General features: G+C 37.1%; 11 protein-coding genes. 3 read left to right on the top strand and 8 right to left on the bottom strand.

Annotation, left to right across the window (positions count from 1 at the left end; translation table 11 throughout):
- Positions 1-7: 7 nt before the first annotated feature.
- Both ACP3T3_RS19920 and ACP3T3_RS19915 read right to left on the bottom strand, forming a co-directional pair.
- Complete coding sequence (locus ACP3T3_RS19920) at positions 8-10,087, bottom strand: polymorphic toxin type 8 domain-containing protein (protein WP_426477465.1); 10,080 nt, start codon at positions 10,085-10,087, stop codon at positions 8-10.
- A gap of 137 nt (positions 10,088-10,224) precedes the next feature.
- A complete protein-coding gene (locus ACP3T3_RS19915; RefSeq protein ID WP_426477464.1) occupies positions 10,225-11,601 on the bottom strand; it encodes a T9SS type A sorting domain-containing protein in 1,377 nt (458 codons plus the stop codon).
- Positions 11,602-12,571: 970 nt separating this feature from the next.
- On the opposite strand from ACP3T3_RS19915, the gene ACP3T3_RS19910 reads away from it, so the two are divergent.
- Both ACP3T3_RS19910 and ACP3T3_RS19905 read left to right on the top strand, forming a co-directional pair.
- Positions 12,572-12,859, top strand: coding sequence for a DNA-binding protein (locus ACP3T3_RS19910; RefSeq protein WP_426477463.1), 288 nt, complete (start codon positions 12,572-12,574; stop codon positions 12,857-12,859).
- Positions 12,846-13,169 (top strand): hypothetical protein, encoded by a 324-nt coding sequence (locus ACP3T3_RS19905; RefSeq protein ID WP_426477462.1) that lies wholly within the window; start codon positions 12,846-12,848, stop codon positions 13,167-13,169. Before ACP3T3_RS19910 ends, ACP3T3_RS19905 begins: the two co-directional genes overlap by 14 nt.
- A 447-nt stretch (positions 13,170-13,616) precedes the next feature.
- On the opposite strand, the gene ACP3T3_RS19900 is transcribed toward ACP3T3_RS19905, so the two are convergent.
- Together ACP3T3_RS19900 and ACP3T3_RS19895 are read right to left on the bottom strand one after the other, a co-directional pair.
- Positions 13,617-14,300, bottom strand: coding sequence for an MBL fold metallo-hydrolase (locus ACP3T3_RS19900; RefSeq protein WP_426477461.1), 684 nt, complete (start codon positions 14,298-14,300; stop codon positions 13,617-13,619).
- 56 nt (positions 14,301-14,356) lie between these two features.
- Positions 14,357-14,944, bottom strand: coding sequence for a Crp/Fnr family transcriptional regulator (locus tag ACP3T3_RS19895; protein ID WP_426477460.1), 588 nt, complete (start codon positions 14,942-14,944; stop codon positions 14,357-14,359).
- A 335-nt stretch (positions 14,945-15,279) separates the two neighbouring features.
- On the opposite strand from ACP3T3_RS19895, the gene ACP3T3_RS19890 reads away from it, so the two are divergent.
- The gene (locus ACP3T3_RS19890; RefSeq protein WP_426477459.1) at positions 15,280-15,699 is read left to right on the top strand and encodes an EamA family transporter; all 420 of its coding nucleotides are present in this window, start codon (positions 15,280-15,282) and stop codon (positions 15,697-15,699) included.
- Positions 15,700-16,038: 339 nt separating this feature from the next.
- On the opposite strand, the gene ACP3T3_RS19885 is transcribed toward ACP3T3_RS19890, so the two are convergent.
- From ACP3T3_RS19885 to ACP3T3_RS19870, 4 genes are all read right to left on the bottom strand, one after another.
- The gene (locus ACP3T3_RS19885) at positions 16,039-16,878 is read right to left on the bottom strand and encodes an SH3 domain-containing protein (protein WP_426477458.1); all 840 of its coding nucleotides are present in this window, start codon (positions 16,876-16,878) and stop codon (positions 16,039-16,041) included.
- 23 nt (positions 16,879-16,901) lie between these two features.
- Positions 16,902-17,729: a 50S ribosomal protein L11 methyltransferase gene (gene prmA, locus ACP3T3_RS19880; protein ID WP_426477457.1), complete on the bottom strand. Its 828-nt coding sequence runs from the start codon at positions 17,727-17,729 to the stop codon at positions 16,902-16,904.
- A gap of 430 nt (positions 17,730-18,159) precedes the next feature.
- On the bottom strand, positions 18,160-18,873 hold the full coding sequence (locus tag ACP3T3_RS19875; RefSeq protein WP_077415804.1) for a 3-ketoacyl-ACP reductase: 714 nt from the start codon (positions 18,871-18,873) through the stop codon (positions 18,160-18,162).
- A 273-nt stretch (positions 18,874-19,146) separates the two neighbouring features.
- A complete protein-coding gene (locus tag ACP3T3_RS19870; RefSeq protein ID WP_426479993.1) occupies positions 19,147-20,709 on the bottom strand; it encodes a calcineurin-like phosphoesterase C-terminal domain-containing protein in 1,563 nt (520 codons plus the stop codon).
- Positions 20,710-20,757 lie beyond the last annotated feature (48 nt).

The following is a 20,757-nucleotide window of genomic DNA, read 5'->3' as shown; positions in this document are numbered from 1 at the left end:
TATTAATTTATTTTACAGGTCTTTCCTTATTCTTTCTTCCACCATTATCATACTTGTGTTGATTTCTGTGGTCTTTTCTGTTTTGAAGGTGAGAATATTTATACGAATATCCTTTTGCTGCTTCTCTACCCCTTTCGTGGGCAAGATCTTTTCCAGGAGGATTTCTAATGTTTGTTCTCTTTCCTCTGTTAATCTGATTAATTTCTTGTTTTAACCATCCTTTATCAGCTCTACCTAATTTAGGGTCAGTTGAAAGTTCTCTCAGGCGAGCTTGCTTTCCGCTTCTACCCATTCCGCCACCGCCTTTTCCAGGAGTTGACAGAACAATCGTTACTGCATCAATTGTAGTGGTTCTGTTTTCAACAGCGGTAGCATCCCTAACGGTGGTTTCCACGAATCTCGACAGCATTGTTCCGCTCTCACCATTCGACCAATAATTCATATCATCGGCCTGTTTTCCTGGCATCAAATCATGTGAATAATCATAATTTGAATCTGGGAGCATCTGTTTCCCGTCGTAACCAGGGGTACCGCCTGTATTGATGGTATTTACGGAGTCATATTGATTACCAACAAAAAAACCAACAAAAGCACCGTTATCCTTTTTCCAGCCACCATGCTGATAAACAAAGTCTCCATCTCCATCTTGCCATTTTTGACCTTCAACACCTTTTTCCGGCGGCCACGCTAAGCGTCCATCAGGATCGATATACTTAATTGGGTTCTGAAGCGTGTATACATATGGCGACCAAGATGGATATTCCGCATACAACGGATCAACACCGTACCATATACTAAACCTAGGATTGTAGTAACGTTTACCATAATAATACAATCCAGTTTCAAAATCTAATTCCTTAGCATTGAACTTGTATGGATTTTCATATTTCCCAACAACCTGCTGTTCAACGAACGTTTCTCCGAATGGTAAATTTAAGAAAAATTGCGTTGCTACAGCATTATCATCAGTAACAAAAGTTGCTGTTCCCAGCTGATCACCATGGAGGTAATATAGTCCAGATTGAGCAGCATTTTTACCAAATTCTGTTTCAACAGATTCGCCTTTGATTCCGGCCTTCGTTAAATAGCTCTTAAAATCGTTCTCTGCATCAATAGATGTAGTATCAGTTGATTCCTTTATGGTTCGGCTCGTTACTGATTTATTAAAAATGCCCGGATTATCAGCTAACCTGCTGGCAATTCTTTGAGCGCCGGCGAAATAATGCTTTGTAAAAGTATTATCAGAGCTGACAACAACATAAGAATTTGGGTAAACCTTATAATTGTTCAGTACCATGGTACCATTTACCAGCGCGCCGTTTTGGTATAAAGCTGTACCATCTGTTAGGTTATATTTTATTGTTCGCTCTCCCTTATTGTCATAAGTATAATATTGGTAAACGCCAGCGTCGCGACTGAAATAGGCTTTCATGTTGTCTTCTTCATCCCAGAACATTTCAGTACTTTCAGTAGGAGAAGTGACTACAACTGGATTACCGTTTGAATCATATTTAAAACCTTCATTTGTCGTAGTTGCCTGATCGGAAACCAGCGATACTTGATGAGTGCCCTTTATGTATTTATAAATATGATTGTAGGAATTTGCCGTATTGACTACACCACTGACAGATTGTGATTGCACTTTTGAATTAAGGCCACCACTTTTTGTGTATGTCAATGTAGTTTCATAACTGGCGTTCATATTATTGGGATCGACCGGATCACCTTTGATATCTTTTAACATGGCACCTACAGCACGTGTAAGTCTATTTAAACTATCATAGCCATAAATTAATTGATAACTACCACCTAATTGGTTTGGAGTTATATCTCCGCTATTGGTGTTTGAAATTATATTACCAACATAATCATATCTATAGTCATTGCTTAAAAACGTAGTATAATTATCCTTTTTTAAGAGATGCGTATTTAAATTTCTCGTTTTTGGAGCATAGGTATAAACTGAATAAGTATCATTTCCATTTATAATTTTAGTTCGCTGCTCATACTCATCATACTGGATATCCTTTACATAATCGCCATTTTGGGTACTCTTAATTGATTTTAGATTTCCTCCAAGGTCATATTTATACCTGATAAACTCTCCGTCAGGATAGGTAATGGATTTTATTCTATTCCAACTATCATAGTCAAATGCTGTTGTGAAAGTCATTGTTGGGATATTGTACCCGATAACTTTTCGATATTCCGAAGTTACCTCTCCCAAACTTCCATAGGTATACGATGTTTCTCCTGTTCCATCTGTCTTTAGAGTAACTCGACCAGTCTGATTACCAGCCGTACCGTACGTATAATTGACATTGCTAGGATTGGTATTTCCATTTGGCAAGTTCGGATAAGTAACTTGCATTAACCTATTAAAGGTATATTTATAATTAATACCTGTACCAGCTCCAGCACTGACTAAATTCGCTGTAAAACGACTTAATAGCTGTCCAGCTACACTATAACTGAATCTTGTGACTCCTCGGTCAGTGTGAGTCTCCAAGGTTTTACGCCCTCCCAAATCATATTCATACTTGACTATAATGTTTTCAGGATCTGTTACAGACAAGAGCTGTCCAACAGCATCATAACTTCTTTGGGTTTTTAATGCTGTTGTTCCCAAAAAATTCCTCGTCTGAACAATTTTTCCTTCAGCATTGTTAAGTGTTTCAGATTTAAGCTCTACATTACTGATATTTTGCAATTTCGTAACTGTAACCTTAGTGGATGTTCCTTCGATTTCATACTTGGTATCTGTTACATTTCCATCTTCATCTATTTCTACAATAGGACGGTCAAGCTGATCAAATTGGGTAGCGCTAAAATATGGGGACATTGTAAGCTTCAGCTTTTTATTCAATACCGGATCTTTAGCCTCGAAGGTTGGATGATATTGTTTGACGGGTCTACCATAAATATCATTTATTGTTAATCCGGCTACAGACATTTTTTCTGCTCCCGCAATAAAAATGTCTTTCTTTACCTGAATGGTTTTTCCTGAAAAATCTGCTAAGGCTATGGTCTCTATTGGATTGCTTGGATTATCTGGATCATAATTTTGGGTCGTAACCCCAAATAAGTTGATCAGGTTACTGCTACTTGAATATGGTGTCGTAAAATAGGTGTATTTTACGGTGTAAGGAGAAATTCCCACTTCTTTTGGGGCAAGGATAGATGTTAGTCTTCCAAGAGCATCATATGTATACTTAATCTTATTGCCTGTCGCATCAGTTGATTCTAAAATAGCATCCCATACTGGGTCATAAATAGCAGAAGAGCTAACACCAAAATTATCCGTAATTTTAGTCACATATTTACCCATTGGGTCATATTCATATGTCACTTTATAACCTACCGGATTGGTGGTGGTTTTGATATTGCCAAAAGTATCATAAGTTAAAATGGTGTTACCGGTTTGGCTTCCATTCAATTTTACGATGACCTTAGTTAAATCCCCTGTGTTCTGGTCAACCTCTGAATTTCGTTGACGCATAAGATTGTTTGCGTTATCAAAAACTTTAATTTCAGACGGGATATCAAGAATATTCTTCGCATTTAGTGCTGCAATATTATGATATAAAATCGCAGAATAATAAGTACCGGCAGCAACATTACTGTTGTATTTATAAGCGGTTAGTTGGGCTTTGTTATTATATGTAAGCACTGAGCTGGTCGTAATAGCACCTCCATTTTCGTAAGTAGTATTTGTACTACCGGTGGATAAAATAAGTGCACTTTTATTTCCTTGCGTTCCTCCCGTGTCATAGCTTTCAAACTGAGTTAAGGGAATTTCCTCAACCTGAGTATAATTATTAATGTATTTATATAATTTAAAAGAATTTACAGTACTGTTTTTTAGGATCGTCCCACCGTAAATTTCAGTTTTTAGCAATGTACCGTTATTGTAATAATTGCTATTGTAATAAGTCTGTACAGTTTTTCGATATACATTAGTACCATTCATGTCTTCGGTCGTAACCTTTTCAAACCCATAGCCAGCTCTTTCCCTTCTATCATATTTGGCGTTTTCGTATTTAAAGCGCGAAACTATATTTTTGTCGTCTGTTGCTAAGGTGTAGGTGTCGGAATCTACGTTTGGATTTAGAATTTTAACCTCCTTCATAACCAGCATCGAATGTGGTTCGTTGTAGGTTGGTTTAGTAAATTCATAATCTATTGTAAAAGTTCCGTTGGTAGTTTTTTCAGTTACCTTAGAAAGCTTATTGGTACGACCAATTTTAGAGTAATTGACTTGGAGACCATTTCCATTATTGATTACTAAATCAGGGAAACCATCGCCATTGACATCACGCAGACCTTTATTGATTTCAGCCATTGAGACACCAATATTTCCGCTCATATCTGCACCAGCTCTAAAATAAAGGATGGTAACACCAAATAACCAAACCAGAGGGACGTTAATATAGAAACCACCATTTAAGGTTAATGCGCCATTATAGGTTTTACTGTCATCGGCAAAGTTTATAACCCCACCAACTTTTGATAATCCCTGCGCAGGTGCAAATTTATTTCCTGTATTATAGTTTACAGAGGTATTTCCATATTCATCGATGGAGATCAGATCAACCATTCCATCACCATTTACATCCAGAAATGTTTTTTTTGAAGTTCCTGTGGATGACGATCCTGTCAAATTGCCCGAAATACCCCAACCAGAACTAAATGTAGAAGTTTGTGAAATCATTCCGGATAATCCTCCACCAATGCTCACGGACGTTGACCCAACTGGTTTGGATACAGGCAATTCAAGGTTAGCAAACGATTCAAAAGCATTGCTCACTAGTCCCGTTCCATAGTTCAATTTATACCTAACCTGTCCGTCCTGATATACAACTCTGTCAACAAGCCCATCGCCGTTAACGTCAAGCCAATATTTTTGGGTTTTATCATATGAATCAGGATAGCTGGAAAAACTGGTTCCTCCCGACCATGCAGGAGACGAATCCGGTTTTGAAGTGGAATTTGAATTACTTGTATTTCTGCCCACAGTTTTTACTGCGGATATGTTGAAAGCAATTGTATTTGTTTTTTGGAAACTATCAGCAGTTGAGATGACAGAATCAGGGTTGTTTTCCAAATTCCTTCCCTGACCACCTCTTAATCCACCTAAAGAATTTGTCAGCTGTGACTCAGTTCTATAAAGCATGTCAGGATAACCATCTCCATTGACGTCGAAAAAATCCTGAGTGTTAATATTTCCGTAGCCACGTAATTCAGAAGTAGATGTAGACACCACTGGAATGCCAATTCCCCAATTTGTTGTCTTGGCTTTGCTCTTTTGCTTTTTCTCTATTGCATACATTGCTGTGTTAACATTTCCCTGTACTTCGACGTCCTGTTCGTCAGGGTCATCATCGACAAAGAAAGGCGTCATTGACTCTTCATCGCGGAATGAGGATGCCTTTGAAAATTGCTCTGTAAAACCATTATTGATCCACTTTTCATCTATACCTTGATTGCCTTTTGCATAATACGTGCTCATTGGTATAATTGGATTAAACGCGGCCAGAACATTTGTGTTTGCCATATTCAGATAGTCTGCCTGAACGATATTTCCCACACATTCAGCGTAGTCATTCTGATTTGTGATACCGGAACATGCGGAGAAATTATAGTTAAATTGTCCAAATGGAGAATCCAGAAAATCATTATTGATCAGAGCACCATAACTATCTTTTGGCGTATCGGGATTAATTGTATAATCTGGAGTAGTATTACCAGACGGACCATTAGGAATATCACGGGGCCCTCCCGGTGGAGTCAAAGAATTAGCTGTTTTTTTGACATCTTTGCTTTCATTATAGATAAACTGGCCCCAGTTACGGTATACAGCACTGATTGAATTAAACTCAGCTGTAAATAGTGCAGTTTCTACCGTTGATGACCAAAGTGTCGTAGCTGTTCCTGCATAGATGTTAAAAATTTGATTTTGCAACTGTGCTTTTAAAGATTCATAGGCTGCACGATCATTCTGCGAGTTGCAGTAAACTACAATATTTATTCTATCATCTAGTTGAGGGGATTGATATGGATCTCCCGTATAGAATTTGATCGGGTTTGTATAACCATTTACAGACGTTTCAGTAATTCCTGAATTAGAAACTTTCACCCATCTTTTTTCTACTACAAGACCTCCTTTTTTTATCACGTACATAAAAGCACCTTCCAGTGAAGGCGAAAAACCAAAATTCTTGTTAATAGCAATATAATAGTCGTTTGTACCATGTGGAGCATTATTCCCTAAATCCGCAACATGGAACTTCTTTTTAAAATCGCGGACATAATAAGATGGATAATCTGCGACATCAAGAACATTTAAATATCCATCAGTATTTACATTAATATTCTTCCATTCAATCTCTTTATTCATGTATGAATCAGATATGACGGAGAATTTCAAATGATATCCGCCAGGAATTGGAGGAGGGACAGTAAAATTCATATCTACAGGAGCAATGTTTACCGTACCTAACGACTGTGGATAAGTCTTTTCATAAATGACAGTAACATCCCAAGGGTTTACAACCTCTGGCTTTGACAATGTAATTTTGAATGTAACGTTATCATTTAGTTTTGGGACTGAGAAGCCGGGTACACTGAGATGTTTTGTTCCAAAGAAATCATACTTTAGTGTCTTTGACAGATTATTAAGTATATAGCTTTTTTCATACTGTAAGTTGTTGGGCATGAAGTCATCAATTTCTTCTTCGGGTGAATCTGCTATTTCTGATCCATTGCCATTGACATACTGCACTGAAGGTCTGGTATTCACTTCATAGTTTAGACCGGTTTTTTTATGGAGTCGGAAATAAATTTTATCACCTGATTCGACATGAATCCGTGAGGAATTGTTGATACCAAGTGGCGTTCCGGGGTATTCATCATATTTTGTAATCTTAAGATCAATATTCGGATTACCACCAACAAGTGTAGTAAGAAAGACTCTACCATTCTTAGGCAAATTATTAGGATTTCTAACCTCGATAGAATAGACTGCACGCGCTTTTGTCTCTTGAATATCGGTTATGGATATATGGTCATAAATTGTGACAAATCCAGCTTTAGGAGCGATCCATACTTTTACTACATCATTTTTAGCTTTGACAGGTTCTTCACCTTCATCATTATCAAGGTTTTCCGGCTCAGTATAAGGAACCGGCACGCTCCCTTTCATTACCATATTTTCAGTCATATCACTGGTCGTCACCATTTCTGGCTGTCCATTTGGGTTTATCTTGTTAAACCAGACTTTATCGTCCTTGACAACATCCGGCAACCCATCTGAGTTCGCGTCAATAACATATACGGGGGTTTTTGACTCACTTTCACTCCAGCTTTTTGTAAAGTCAAATCCCATTTTCCACCAGTTTATGAGTACCGTTGCACCGGCATTAAATGTGCTACCAGTTGTTTTAGTGAAATTTGATTTCAAGTTCAGGACATCGAGCTGAGGTGCACTGAATTCGAGGTTGCCATTTCCATCCAAACTGCCGGGAATCAATTTGATTCCATTATCGCCATTTCTTTTACGGTATAAAATATCCGCAATCCCATCGCCATTAAAATCAATAAGCTCTTGGCCTCTTTTTATATCAGGGTATGATTCACCGAGAAAACCGCTGACCATAAAATTTTTATCTCCCGTTCGATGTGGTATAAAAAGCCCCAAGCCGGCCCCGGTACGAAGAGCCCATCCCCATTCAAAATTATTATCGGCACTAATTCTAGAAGGAGTCAGTGCGGAATTTACAGCACCGGAAAAAGCTTCTGGTGCCGGTGCATTCACAAATTTATCAGCAGCAAAAACAGCATTTCCTGTGTCATTATAATAATCTAGCTGGTAATTTACTCCTGGGCCTGAAATTGTTTTAAGAAGACTTTTGTAGAAAGATCCGGTCGTATAGGTAAAGGTGTAGTTTCTGACCGGATTTTGCCCATGTCTGATATCTATTAAATCTAACCTTTCTATTTCGACACGCTTTAGCCCCTCCTTTGTACTTATGGAATAATCAGGTCTTGAAGGATCCTTGCAAGAAAAAAGAATTGTATAAGGTCCATCATCATCATTTATTCCCCCATACTTTATAGTTTCAATATGAAACTGTCTACCATTTTCAAGATTGATATTATCACCTGATATTGGGATCATTCCTTGTACAAACTGCTTATTGAGGTACTTGTATTTTATATTGTTATTATGAATATCAATTTCCTTTGTAATTCCCCATTGCACGATGCCACCGCTATTTGCTTTTACAACGGCATTTGTATTGACTCCATTTTCAGTACCGCCATAGTATTTTTTTGTACCGTCAGTTGTAGTTACTACCCATGTGTAGCTGGACGGTGATGACCCGTATCTTTCAATTTTTGTGAAACCATTATTCTTTCGGAGGTAAAAATTCTTTTTACCAGAGCTATTACGAGGCTGACGGGTAACATCCATTGAGCCCTGTAGGTTTACATGTCTATGAGGAAGATAATCACCCTCATAAATCAACATTTCACCATCGAGTAGATAGATCTCGGACTCGTAACCTGATTCGAAAGTCGGTGTTCCCCACCGCGTATCTAAAGTAATACCGGATATACCTGAAATATCCCAACCTTCGCCCATCCAGCCGTTTCCTTTACTACTGCTATAAGTAATAGCAAGCTGAGGTTGCATTCCGTTGACTCCTGTTGGTATCAAAACAGGGTATGTCATGGAAGCATCGCCACGCTGATTCGCACTTGGTGCTGCTAGCAGTTGTACCCCTGATGCTGGATCGCCTGATTTTAAGCCACTGATAGTAGTCGGTGCAAACGAATTCAGAACCGGTGATTCAGGTGCTGCAATAATTCCATTGATGTAATCATGGTTTTTGTCAGTTTCGAAAGTAACAGACTTGGACTTTTCGTCAACAACCGTCGTAGGTTCTATTTTCCATTCTTTTTTAGCATAGTCAAAATAGAAGACCTTTACCTCGTTCGGTGAGATTAAGCCAAGACGCTTTTCATCATACGGAATGGAAATCTTCACCTTCTTAACAAGTTTCCCGCTCGTTACCGAAAGTCTATAAGCAGCATTATTGAGGGTAACGTTTTTTAGACCCTGAGAGGTCGCCGGAAAATCCTTTTCACGAAGTTTGAGGATTTCAATAGAAGCCGCGTCGCTAGATTCTTTAGCAATATTGACTGACAGATCTTCATAGTTCAGATTTACCTCTGTATTAGTTGAGATTTCTATTTTTTTAGGCGCAACATTGGATTTTTCAATGACTTTAAATGATCCAATAGAAGTGGGAGTTTTAAAACGACTTACAATACCTCCTGATGAAATAGTAAACTGCCCTGATTCCTGTTCTTCTTTGGTGATTGAGATTACTTTTTCAAATTCTCCATTTTGTACTACTGCGCTGTCATTGTTGATATAAACAACATCAGAATGTAGCTCGTTCCCTTTGACATACAATTTATCTCCCGATAAAACACTACTGACCAATATTTTGCTATCCTTCGATTTATTTTTTTCAAATGCAATCTTTAGGTTTTTCACTTTATACTTTACGCCGTCAAGAGGCCTACTGAACAATATCGTATTAGTTCCAACCTTCAGCAATTCCATATTGATTTCCTCACGCTGGTGAAGCCAGTTTGCATTCGGAACAACAACATCTCCACCAAATGCTATATTGCGATTTATCGATCTTGGAACAGATTCATAGGATGCCAGCCCATATAGGTCATACTCTAAGTATGCTTTCCCATTTGTACTGTAATTTGCTGGCAATTGGACAGTAAAAAAATTGTCAGAAATCTTATCATCTTCCTTTTCAGAAAATGTACCAATTGTACCTTGTTTTTCTTTGGCTTCAAAAATATTTTGAAGACCTGAAAAATCGTCCTCTGATTTTAAGACATGATTATCGACAAAGGCATTTCGTTCTTCACTTAAATCCTTTTGCGCGGTTTGTATACTTTTATTTTCTGGTGATGTCAATTGTTTATTTCTGACTTCATCAGGCGGATCTTTTGCATCAGTGATGATAATATCTTTGTCAAGATTTAATTTTTGCATTAAATCCTTTTTAAACATCCGCACCCTTTGTCTGTCTTCTCTAGTGAAACTTGCAAACACAAGCATACATGAAAAGAAGAGAACAAAAAGACACGACTTCTTACTGGGAAGCTTGTGTAAATTGATTTTCATGGTTATTATTCTACGATTAATTTGAAAGTTTTTATGATTTTTCCATTTTGTGTAAGATTAATGAGGTACCCACTTTGCGTTGGTAGCTGATTAAAATAATGGTTTGAGTTTTTGTCAACTTTATCTAAAGCGACCAATCTACCGGCTCCATCATAAATTGATACTACTAGGTTTTCCATTGGTGGGAAACGCAAAGTAAAATTCTGTCCCTTTTTAACAGGATTAGGAAATAGGACAATTTTGTCAAGATCAATGGAAAGGCTGTTAGGATCTACCGGCTTGTTGGAGTTTGCACCTATTTCTTCTTTGGGATCTTTTTTAGGACTTACTGCAAATGTAAAAAATGTAGTATCTCCAATTTCCCCATCGTTTATAAAGGCAACTTTATTGAACAAAACATATTGATCAATTTCCACTCCCTGTACCTTTCTTAGATCACCCGCAGAATTTGTGATAAATAGCCAATAGATGTTTTGCAAAGATTTGGGATTTAATAAAGATTTTTCGATTCTGACAGAATAATTGGATTTTTCGACTTTAGAGCCCAAGAAGTTTATTTGCCAGTTACGGTTCAGCTTCGAAAAATTTCCGTCCTGAGATAAGTTGAGGTCTTTATTATCATCAGACCAAAGGATAAATTCATTGTTATTTAAGTGAGACGGATTTTCGGCATTGGTTCTTTTTATCTCGTTTAACCCTATTGTTAGGTTTCCATCTTCAGTATTTTTTGACTGCTTTTGATACAGTTCATTTCCATCATCCCTGCCCATGCCCGTTAACCTGGCCTTAAAGTCTCTGTGCTTGTCGGGGTCCCAAATAACAGTCCCTTCACTATTATAGTATTTTGAATTGTCTAATGAGATCCCATATTTTATCGAAAGATAAGAGTGGATATTATTCAATTCTTTTACTGTAGCTCGTCTTGGGTAAAAGATCATCTCATGGAGATTTTGATCGGATAACTTGATATTAAGACTATCTGTTTTACCTTTTTTAGGATCTGGGCTGCTGGTGAACGTAAAGATACTCGGGCGTTTCTTTAATTCAATTTCATTTTTTTCACCTTTTTTATAGCGGTTGTTGGAAAGTGCCACATTTTTTTCTGAATTATCCCAAATCAATTCATTAGTCTTCGCTGTATGGACTAGACTTAGGGTGTGACTTTTATTCTTACTGTAGCGGATGAATTTTTTGACGACCTTATCTTTTATTCCGCAATGGAAATTCAAGAGATTATCGTCTTTACATTTGAGTGCGTCCCGCGGTCCGTGATCAATCTTTTCCCAAATTTGTGGTTCCCCCGAAATTAATTGGGAAAAGGCTAAATGGGAACCTAAAAGAAACGCACAGAGCATGATTCTTGAAAAATGAATTCTTTTCATAGGCTATTATAGTTTTTTGGTTAAATGCAATGAAACCTATGAAAATAAGGAGCTGTGTATCTTATATTTAAAGATACACCTTGAAATTATTGACAATTGGTTTTTCTCACAGTACTAACGTCAATATTATAAAAAAAATTGAAGCACGACATGGGGGAAAACCCCATATTTTTATCCAGTATTTTCACGATAGTGAGATTAATTAGCTTTTATCAAACTGCACGCTAATGCTCAAAACTAAAAAACCCGACTAATCGGGGTTTGGCGCATTTAATAATGGTCTCATAAAAAATATTTATAATCCCTAGCATGCCAAGCTAAATGAAAAATATCTGATGGATCATATTCAAATCCTTCATTAGGTTCTATTTCCATTGATAATTTCTTGAAGCTAACATTGTATTTTATAAAAAATGGGTTGAAGGCAGTCCTCTTTAGCGTCATTGATAGCCCTGATCATTTCGCTACTTGGTAATGTTATTTTAATCATATTACTAAGTACTTATGATAGTATTTTTGTTTTTACGGTTAACCGTAAGGATTTAAAGTTTAGATGTTTTGAATTTATTATAATGCAGAATGTTTTTAAGTCACTTTAAAACAGGTGCTAATTCTCCCAAGTTCACAATGGAAATCATACGACAAAATAGGCTACAATCAGAAAAGTCTTTTCCCAAAACTTTTTATTCATAGAATTTTGAGACTTCATAAAAATAAAATGTGGAATTAAAACCAAGATCTTAAAACATTTGATGTCCAATCACCCACAATATGAACATGAATTTGTCAAAGTACAACGGATATGAAGCAAACAATTACGAATGTTAATAAGATAAAAAATAGCCGATACTTTTGTAGATTATTGTTGTATAAATAACCATCAGTAAGTAGTAATGAAATAATCAACTTATCAAATCGATAAGGATAATAATGATTTGCCTTATTGAAAATTGAACATACTGATATAATTATGCAAACATTTGAAGTACTTACAAAAGAAGACCTTGCGCTGTTTAAAACGCAGTTATTGATAGAAATAGAAAAACTGTTGAACGCAAAACTCAATGCTATTTCCAACGCGAATGGTTCCGGTGTTGAATGGGTACGTAGTAAAGTGGCTCGCCAGTTTATGAACATATCTCCGGCAACTTTACAGAATCTCCGTATCACTGGAAAAATACGCTTTAAAAAAATTTTAGGATCATATTATTATAGCCTTCCAGATCTAAAAAACTTATTTGAAAATGGAAAAGCCTAAAAGAGATACAATGTTGGAATATTTGACTGTACTTAGTCAAGACCCCCGTCTTAATGTTTATCATGTTACTTTATTGTTAGCCATTTTTAAGCTAGCGTACCTACAAGACCAAAATGAAACCGATTCTATAAATGTAAGCAGAAGTAAGCTCATGTATCACTCTCACATTTTAACAATACCCACCTATCACAAATATTTCAAACAACTTCAAACCTTTGGTTATATAAAATATACCCCCTCTTATAATCCAGCATATAAAAGTACGATTGATATTCTAAATTTTATTCAGCCTTTGCTGCCTCATCAATAAAATCATGTTCCTCACCATAAAAAAAATAGAGTTGGTTAATTGCCAACTCTATAATTCAAATTGTAACTTATATTCAATATTTAAGCAGCTAATCCGATATGATCACCGCATCCGCATTACCTAAAAAACTAATTAACAAAGATACCTTCAAACAAAAGATTATTAAAATGAAAATGTTCAAAACAAATACCATCAAGATAACTTAACAGGAATCAAACAAAAAGAACAAAATCATAAGTACCTTATTTTCAACTACATAAAAGTAAAATATTTTCGATATCATTATAAAAATAGTTTGGGTAGCCTACCAGCGAGTTCACTTAAAGACTTACTGGAAACAGTGAGTCTTTTTTGTTTATTATTCAATAGCAAAATCTCTAATTGCAGACAATAATGGGATCAAATATAAAAGTTGTGGGCTAAGCAAAAATTGATATCAAGCTGTTTTTAAATAGCCGCGCTGCATTTAGCTGCAAATTGCTCAAACTTCCGATCTGTATTCCGCATGATTGGTCCGTGGCCGAAGCAGATAATGGCCGGGTTCAGTTTTGCTAACTTCTGGAGCGATTTGATATTGCACTGCTGATCCGAGGTGAATATGTTTGGTGGAAGCCGCAGACCGACCGCTGTTGTGAGCAGGTTCATATTTGTTGCCGCATCTCCTATTATCAGTATACCATCCCGCTCCCGGAATAAAGAAATATGTCCTGCTGAATGTCCGGGGGTTTCTATTACCCGAAAGTTTCCGATCATATCGTTTTCAACAATCGTCCGTTCAACTTTATGCCCCTGGCCTGCCCAGTACTTCTGCTGAAGCTTTGCTACCCAATGCTGAGGTGTTGGATAATCGTTGGTTACCAGACCTGTTTCGGTCCTAAAAACTTCGTCGGGATGACAGAGCAGGGGAATCGCGAACTCAGCGCATACCTGATCACTACAGCCCTGGTGGTCTGCATGTGCATGCGTTAATATATGCTGATAAACGGGTATTTTCTCGAGAGCTTTCTTTACAGTGGTATAAGAACTCCGTATTCCCGAGTCTACCAATACACCTTCGATAATATAGCAATTGATGCTGTTCCGTGGCATCAATGGAATTTGGAACACTTCGGGAGCAATTTGATGCAACATAGATTTTTTTGTGCAAATTTACTCCGCTGATCAGCGACTGCTTAAGGACATTTGTCCTATAATGCGTTGGATCTATGTATTTGTCCCTTCGCCCGCGTAAGCGATCGCTGTGTGATGCCCAGGTATGATGCCAGATCCTGCGTTGATATGCGCTGTACGAGCATGGGTTCGTTAGAAAGAACATGACGGTATTTATCTACAGCCGGCCTATTATTGTAATTAAGCATATAATGTTCCTTTTGGATGTACTCCTGCTCTATCACCGACTTTATAACACCGTTCCAGGAAGTTACCTTATCAAGCAAATGCTGATAATCCGGGTAGCTTATTCCATACAGCACACTATCTTCAATAGCCCTGATACTCCTCCTGGATTTTTCCTGTGTTACAAATTCCTGAAATGAGGTGACAAATTCATTTTCAAACTTGAAACAGGTTATATTTTCCTTACCATTCCTGTCAACAGCGTATGCTTTTACAGCACCGCTGGCGATAAATCCAATATGACGGCAGAATTCGTTCTCACGAATAAAAAAATCACCTTTTTTTAAGCTGACTGGTTTAAAAAATTGCGCAGAAAAGTTGATTTCCTCAGCTGATAGCCCTCCTGTGGAGGATAGGTAATTTTCAAATACATTCGTCATTTCACAGTTTTTGTCCTTCAATTTCTTCTTAACGATCTATGGATTACATGTCAATCCGGCTTCCAAATCTAAGCATTATTGCACAAATTATTGCAGGTTCAAAAAGGTTATCCAAGCCTTTTTTAGTTTATTTTATTTGGTTCATTCCCATAAACTTTCTGATTGCTGCTTTGACAGATTCAAAGAATGTAATGACCGGATAAAATAAATAAGGGAAAGTACGATCGTTTTATCGCTTATTATGATTATCTTTAGGTAAAGAATAACCGGGGAATAACTAAAAAATGAAGCTGGCTTACAATAATACGGATCAATAATTTTTAAAACTTAAAAATATGTGGTGGGTATATGCTCTTCTTTCAGCTTTTTTTGCTTCATTGACTGCCATTTTTGCTAAAATCGGAATTACCGGAGTGAATTCAAACCTGGCGACAGCTATAAGAAGTTTTATTATTTTACTGGTTGCCTGGGGAATAGTATTCGCACGAAGTGAGTACAAAGGAATTCCGGCACTTTCCCGCCATAATCTTATCTACATTGCCGTCTCTGGTATTGCGACAGGGCTTTCATGGATATTTTATTTTAAAGCCTTACAGCTTGGTAAAGTAACGCAGGTAGCTCCTGTGGATAAATTAAGTGTGGCATTGACTATTATCCTGTCTGTTTTGTTTCTTGGGGAATCTCTCACATTGAAAACAGCGATCGGAGCTCTATTGATCATCGCAGGCACTGTACTCTTAATTTTTGAATCATAAAACTACAATCCGTTTCATTGGTCTAAAATACTGTTTCAACTGCCTATTTTGCCGCATCAGCATAATTTTTGCCCATCAAGAAAGCAGGGCGTTCTATTTTTACATGGTAACGCCGAAAGGTCATTTAGTTCGTTTTTAATTAGTAGTAAAAGAAACATAGATTAAGGATCGATAAAAATCTTTTTGTGCTTTAATTCCTTGTAGCCATTAATGGCTAAACTATACACTTAATCATGTTTAGGTAGGATTGGTTTGTTCCAGTCCTATTTTTATGTTATACCCTTCTTAAAAAAGAAAACCGCTGCAGATACAACGGTTTAAGGTATTAAAAATAAAGTATTATTTCAGTTTATAAGAACTTCCGTTCCAGAGATAAGTTTTGGAAGCGCTTTTCTTTTTCTCTCTGTCTTTTTCATCTACTTCCATGTCTTCTACTTTTAAGATAAAAGTATTGGGAATTCCACCTTTGTCATTCGGAAAAACATATTCTTCACTGTGATAATAAGCTCCGGCATCCCCTACGTTCATTAATTGCGGAAGGGTAATCAGTTTTCTATCTTTAAAAAGAACATACTGATCATAGCTTGCTATTCCACAGGCTTCACCGGAAACCATTGCTTTGAGGGTAAATTCAACATTCTGCAATTTATGACTGCTTTCTATATTGAATGCTGCGGAACTCAGTTCTTCTCCTTTTCCTGTATCAAAATATACCTCATCAATGAGTGTATTTCCTTCCATCATTTTTATTCCGGCAATGTTCTGCTTTTCGGTCTCATTGTATTCTTTATTTTTCCTGTCAATTATTTTGGAAAGTCCGAAAAGAAAATCATACCCGTTTTTGTTACGGTATCCTACACAAAGATTGCCACCCCAGAGATATCCTTCCAATGTATTTTCTCCTTTCTGATAAGAGATTTTATACCAGTTAGCACTTCTTTCTCCCAGTTTCAGGACTCCATTTTCTTTTTTAAGAATCATTACCTGTTGGTTCACCTGCAATGAATCTACAATCTGAGCATTCACTCCGGGATCTGACCTCACGCGGGTCCAGTCTGTAAAAATTTTCTGGGTTTTATTTTCTTCAAAGCTAAAGATACCATCTGCATATGCTTCATTTTCCTGAGCGGCAAAAAACTGCAGCATCAGTAAAAATAAAGCTGTCCATAAAGTTTTCATATTCGTATTTTGTTTTTGGTCTGTTATTTTTCAAGCAGAAGGCTTACCCATTCTTCACGCTGTAACTGTTTTTTCAGCTCAAGTCCGCTTTCTTTGCATACTTCCAGAATATCATCCACATCAAAGAAACAAAGCCCTGAAAGCAATAGTTGTCCTCCGTCATTCAATACTGAAACATACGTTGGGATATCGGAAATCAGAATATTTCTGTTGATATTGGCTAAAATAATATCGAAATTTTCTTTTCCTAAATTTTCGGCAGTTCCCTGTTCAATATCTAATTCTACACTGTTTCTTACAGCATTTTCTTTTGAATTTTCTACTGACCATTCATCAATATCGATGGCTTTTGTATCTCCTGCTCCCTGCTGTTTTGCATAAATTGCCAATACAGAGGTTCCGCATCCCATATCCAGTACCGTCTTCCCATTAAAGTCAATATCCATCATTTGCTGGATCATCAGGTGGGTGGTTGGGTGATGCCCGGTTCCGAAAGACATTTTAGGCTGAATAATAATTTCATGCATTCCCGGTACAGATTCATGGAACTCAGCTCTGATCAATACTTTATCATCAATATTAATTGGAGAAAAGTTCTTTTCCCATTCTTCGTTCCAGTTGATATTCGGCATTTCTTCGAAAGAATATTCAATTTTTACATTTTCGTTTTCAAAGATCGGAAGCGCCTTCAACTGATCTTCCTGAAACAATTCTGTCTGGATATATCCTAAAATTCCGTCAATTTCTTCTGTAAAGCTGTCAAAACCTATTTCTATAAGCTCTGCCATTAATATCTCATTCCAAGGTTGCAATGGAGAAATCTTGAAATTGAATTCTAAATAATTTTGCATGTGACTAATTTGCTGCAAAAATACTAATGTTATTACGGTTAAAAAAATGATGGAGAGATTTTTGGCTGAAACCGGGGATCTTTTTTATTTTTTTTGAATGGTACTATGGGAAAGTTTATTTATGTTTTTTTCCACAGATTGCACGGATATCACGGATGATTGCGTATACTATATTCAATAGGGATGGGCTTTAGCCCATCTTCAAAATTAAGACAAATTCCATTGGCTTTAGCCAAAACTTATTACAACCTCTGATTATTTTATTGAAATACAAGAAACTGTAAGTTTTGGCTAAAGCCCCAGAAACACGGTAAAAGAGAAAGCGGGCTAAAGCCCGCTCCTATTGAATTTTATTATCTAAGCTAGATTAAAATTGTTCTTTATCAAAAACATTAAACTCTAAACCTTGAACTTTAAATTTTAAATCTTATTATGGATTCGTAGAGAAAATAGAACCGTTGGCAATTAACGCTCTTCTGTTCATTTTCAGGATATCTCTTACCCATTCTGCAAAGTCTTCCGGCTGTAATACTTTATCAGGATTTCCGTCTGTAAGTCCACCCTGAATGCTCATATCAGAAGCAATGGTACTTGGAGTCAGAGTGATTACACGGATATTCTGTTTTCTCCATTCTGCCATCATCGATTGGGATAAAGATACAACTGCTGCTTTTGAAGCGGCATATGCGGACATATTCGGACCTCCTTTAAGACCTGCAGTAGATGCTACGTTTACAATATCCCCCTCTCCTTTAGCTTTCATAAATGGATGAGCTGCTTTGGCTGCGTAATACACTCCGAATAGGTTGGTTTTAATAACCTGCTCCCATGTTTCAGAAGGCATTTCTTCAATACTTCCGAAGTCTCCTATCCCTGCATTGTTGATCAGAATATCAATACCTCCCAATTGCTCTGCTAAAGATTCTATTCCAGCTTTTACCTGAATTTCATTGTCTACAGAAAAAACGGCGTATGCTGAGTTTACACCCAGTTTCTTGATCTCTTCAACCGTCATTTTAAGATTTTCCTCGTTTCTTCCTGTAATGGCAACGTTTACTCCTTCATTGGCTAAAGCCAGTGCTACAGCTTTCCCTAGTCCTCTTCCGCCACCTGTTACGATGGCATTTTTTCCGTTTATATTCATAGTAATGATACTTTTCTTGATACAAAGTTACGAAAGAACATTTTTACGAAACGGTGAAAACACAGATTTAATTTATCATATAAGATGAAAACGTGTATTTTTTTATAAAACTTAAGTGTACTTCTTATACTCAAATTTATAGCTTAAAAAAATTGAGTGCTTAAAACTTTTGTGACTTTTGTGGTTAATCTAGGCCTCAGCAAAAAATTAAAACCGGCTCATGAGAACCGGCTTCAAAATCTAAAAAAGGGTATAGTAAAAAAAATAAAATGCTTAAGGAATCTGAATGGCGTTCTGAACTTCAAATTCTTCTGAGGCTGAGAATTCGTTTCCATACATATCAACAGCCTTCACCTCAACGGTGTGCTTTCCTAATGATAATTTTTTAGGAAAATCTGCTTCCCAGATGTGTTTTGACATTTCAGGGTTGGAAGGCCTTCTTCCCGGAAAAATTGTCTCTGTGGCATCCCATTTGAAAACGGAAAGGGCAAAATTCGGATCTATGGTTTCATCATACTCCATTTCTTCCCATTTTCCACCATCTATTCTGTATTCTACCTTGTCTTTTTTGCTTCCCATAAAGAAGTTGGCCAATACTTTTGCAGAAGTTCTTGATGTAGGAATTACTTTCGGAACATATAGTTTGATCTGATAATCTTCCGGTTTTCCGGCTGTTCTGTATTTAACTTTATACTGATTGTCTGTAAAGCTGATGAAAGAATATCCTTTTGCAGTACCGTCTCTCATCGTGGAAGTAGGAAGTCCGGCATCATCCGGTGTTCCCGAGTACCAGTCGCCACAAGTAGTTCCTACGTTATATTCGTGCAGTTCTTTTATCCCGTTCCAGCCTGCTTTTTTGCCGTAGAAAATCTGCTGCTGGATGTGAGTATGTGCCGACAAAAGCAATACATTCCGGAAAGGATTCAGAAAATCAAATAATTTCTGACGGTCCGCATTTCTGAAGTTGTCTTCATTATTATGTTCCAATGGAATATGAAAAGAAATGACGATCAGTTTATTTTTATCAACCAGTTTCAGGTCGTTTTCAATGAACTGAAGCTGGTCTTCACGGAATCCGCCCCAATATCCTTTACCATCTCTCGGATCCGGATAAAGGATATCATCCAGAATGATGAAGTGCACGTTCCCATAATTGAAGGAATAATTGGCAGGGCCAAAATTGGATTCAAATGTTTCATCGGAAAGCCTGTCTTCTTTTGCATCATAGTTCATGTCATGATTTCCCATCACATTATACCAGGGAAGCCCCACTTCTTTCATAACGTCTGCATAAGGTTTCTGAAGGCTTAAGTTGTCTCCCACCAAATCTCCAAGACTGATTCCCAACACTGCATTTTTCTTTGTATTCTTCACTTCGTTTACAATTCCTCTTTTGAAATAATCCAGTTCTTTTTCTGTGTAAGGCTGCGGATCACCAAAAACAAGGATATCAAAGTTTTTATCTTCTTTTTGCGGGTAAAGCGGGAAGTTCAGCTCTTTGGGAAGATCTCCTGTGGCAGCTACTCCTTTGTATTTAAAATCTGCCGGCGAACCTTTTGGTTTATGATGATAATAAAACTGTGGAAGGTTGTTCGCATTTAAAGCAGTCTGATAACCTGAAGGTTTGATCACAAAAACAGTCTGATCTTCCTGAACCGGCAGGCTGTATCTTCCGTATTTATCGGTAAGAACCACCTGAACACCATTGGAAACAGATACACCTTCTATTCCTTTCTCGCGGTTTTCTTTCTTTTGGTTTTTGTTGCTGTCTTCGTAAACATATCCGGAAACAGAAGCTTGTGAGAATGCCATCGCTGATACCAGCATACAGGGCATTAAAAATTGTATATTGATACTCATTATCTTTTAATTTTTAAATTATTT

The sequence above is a fragment of the Chryseobacterium sp. CBSDS_008 genome (genome assembly GCF_049959325.1).
In the GTDB taxonomy this organism is placed as follows: Bacteria; Bacteroidota; Bacteroidia; order Flavobacteriales; family Weeksellaceae; genus Chryseobacterium.
The sequence above is the reverse complement of the archived record's forward strand: the minus strand, read 5'-3'. Positions and strand labels throughout refer to the sequence as shown.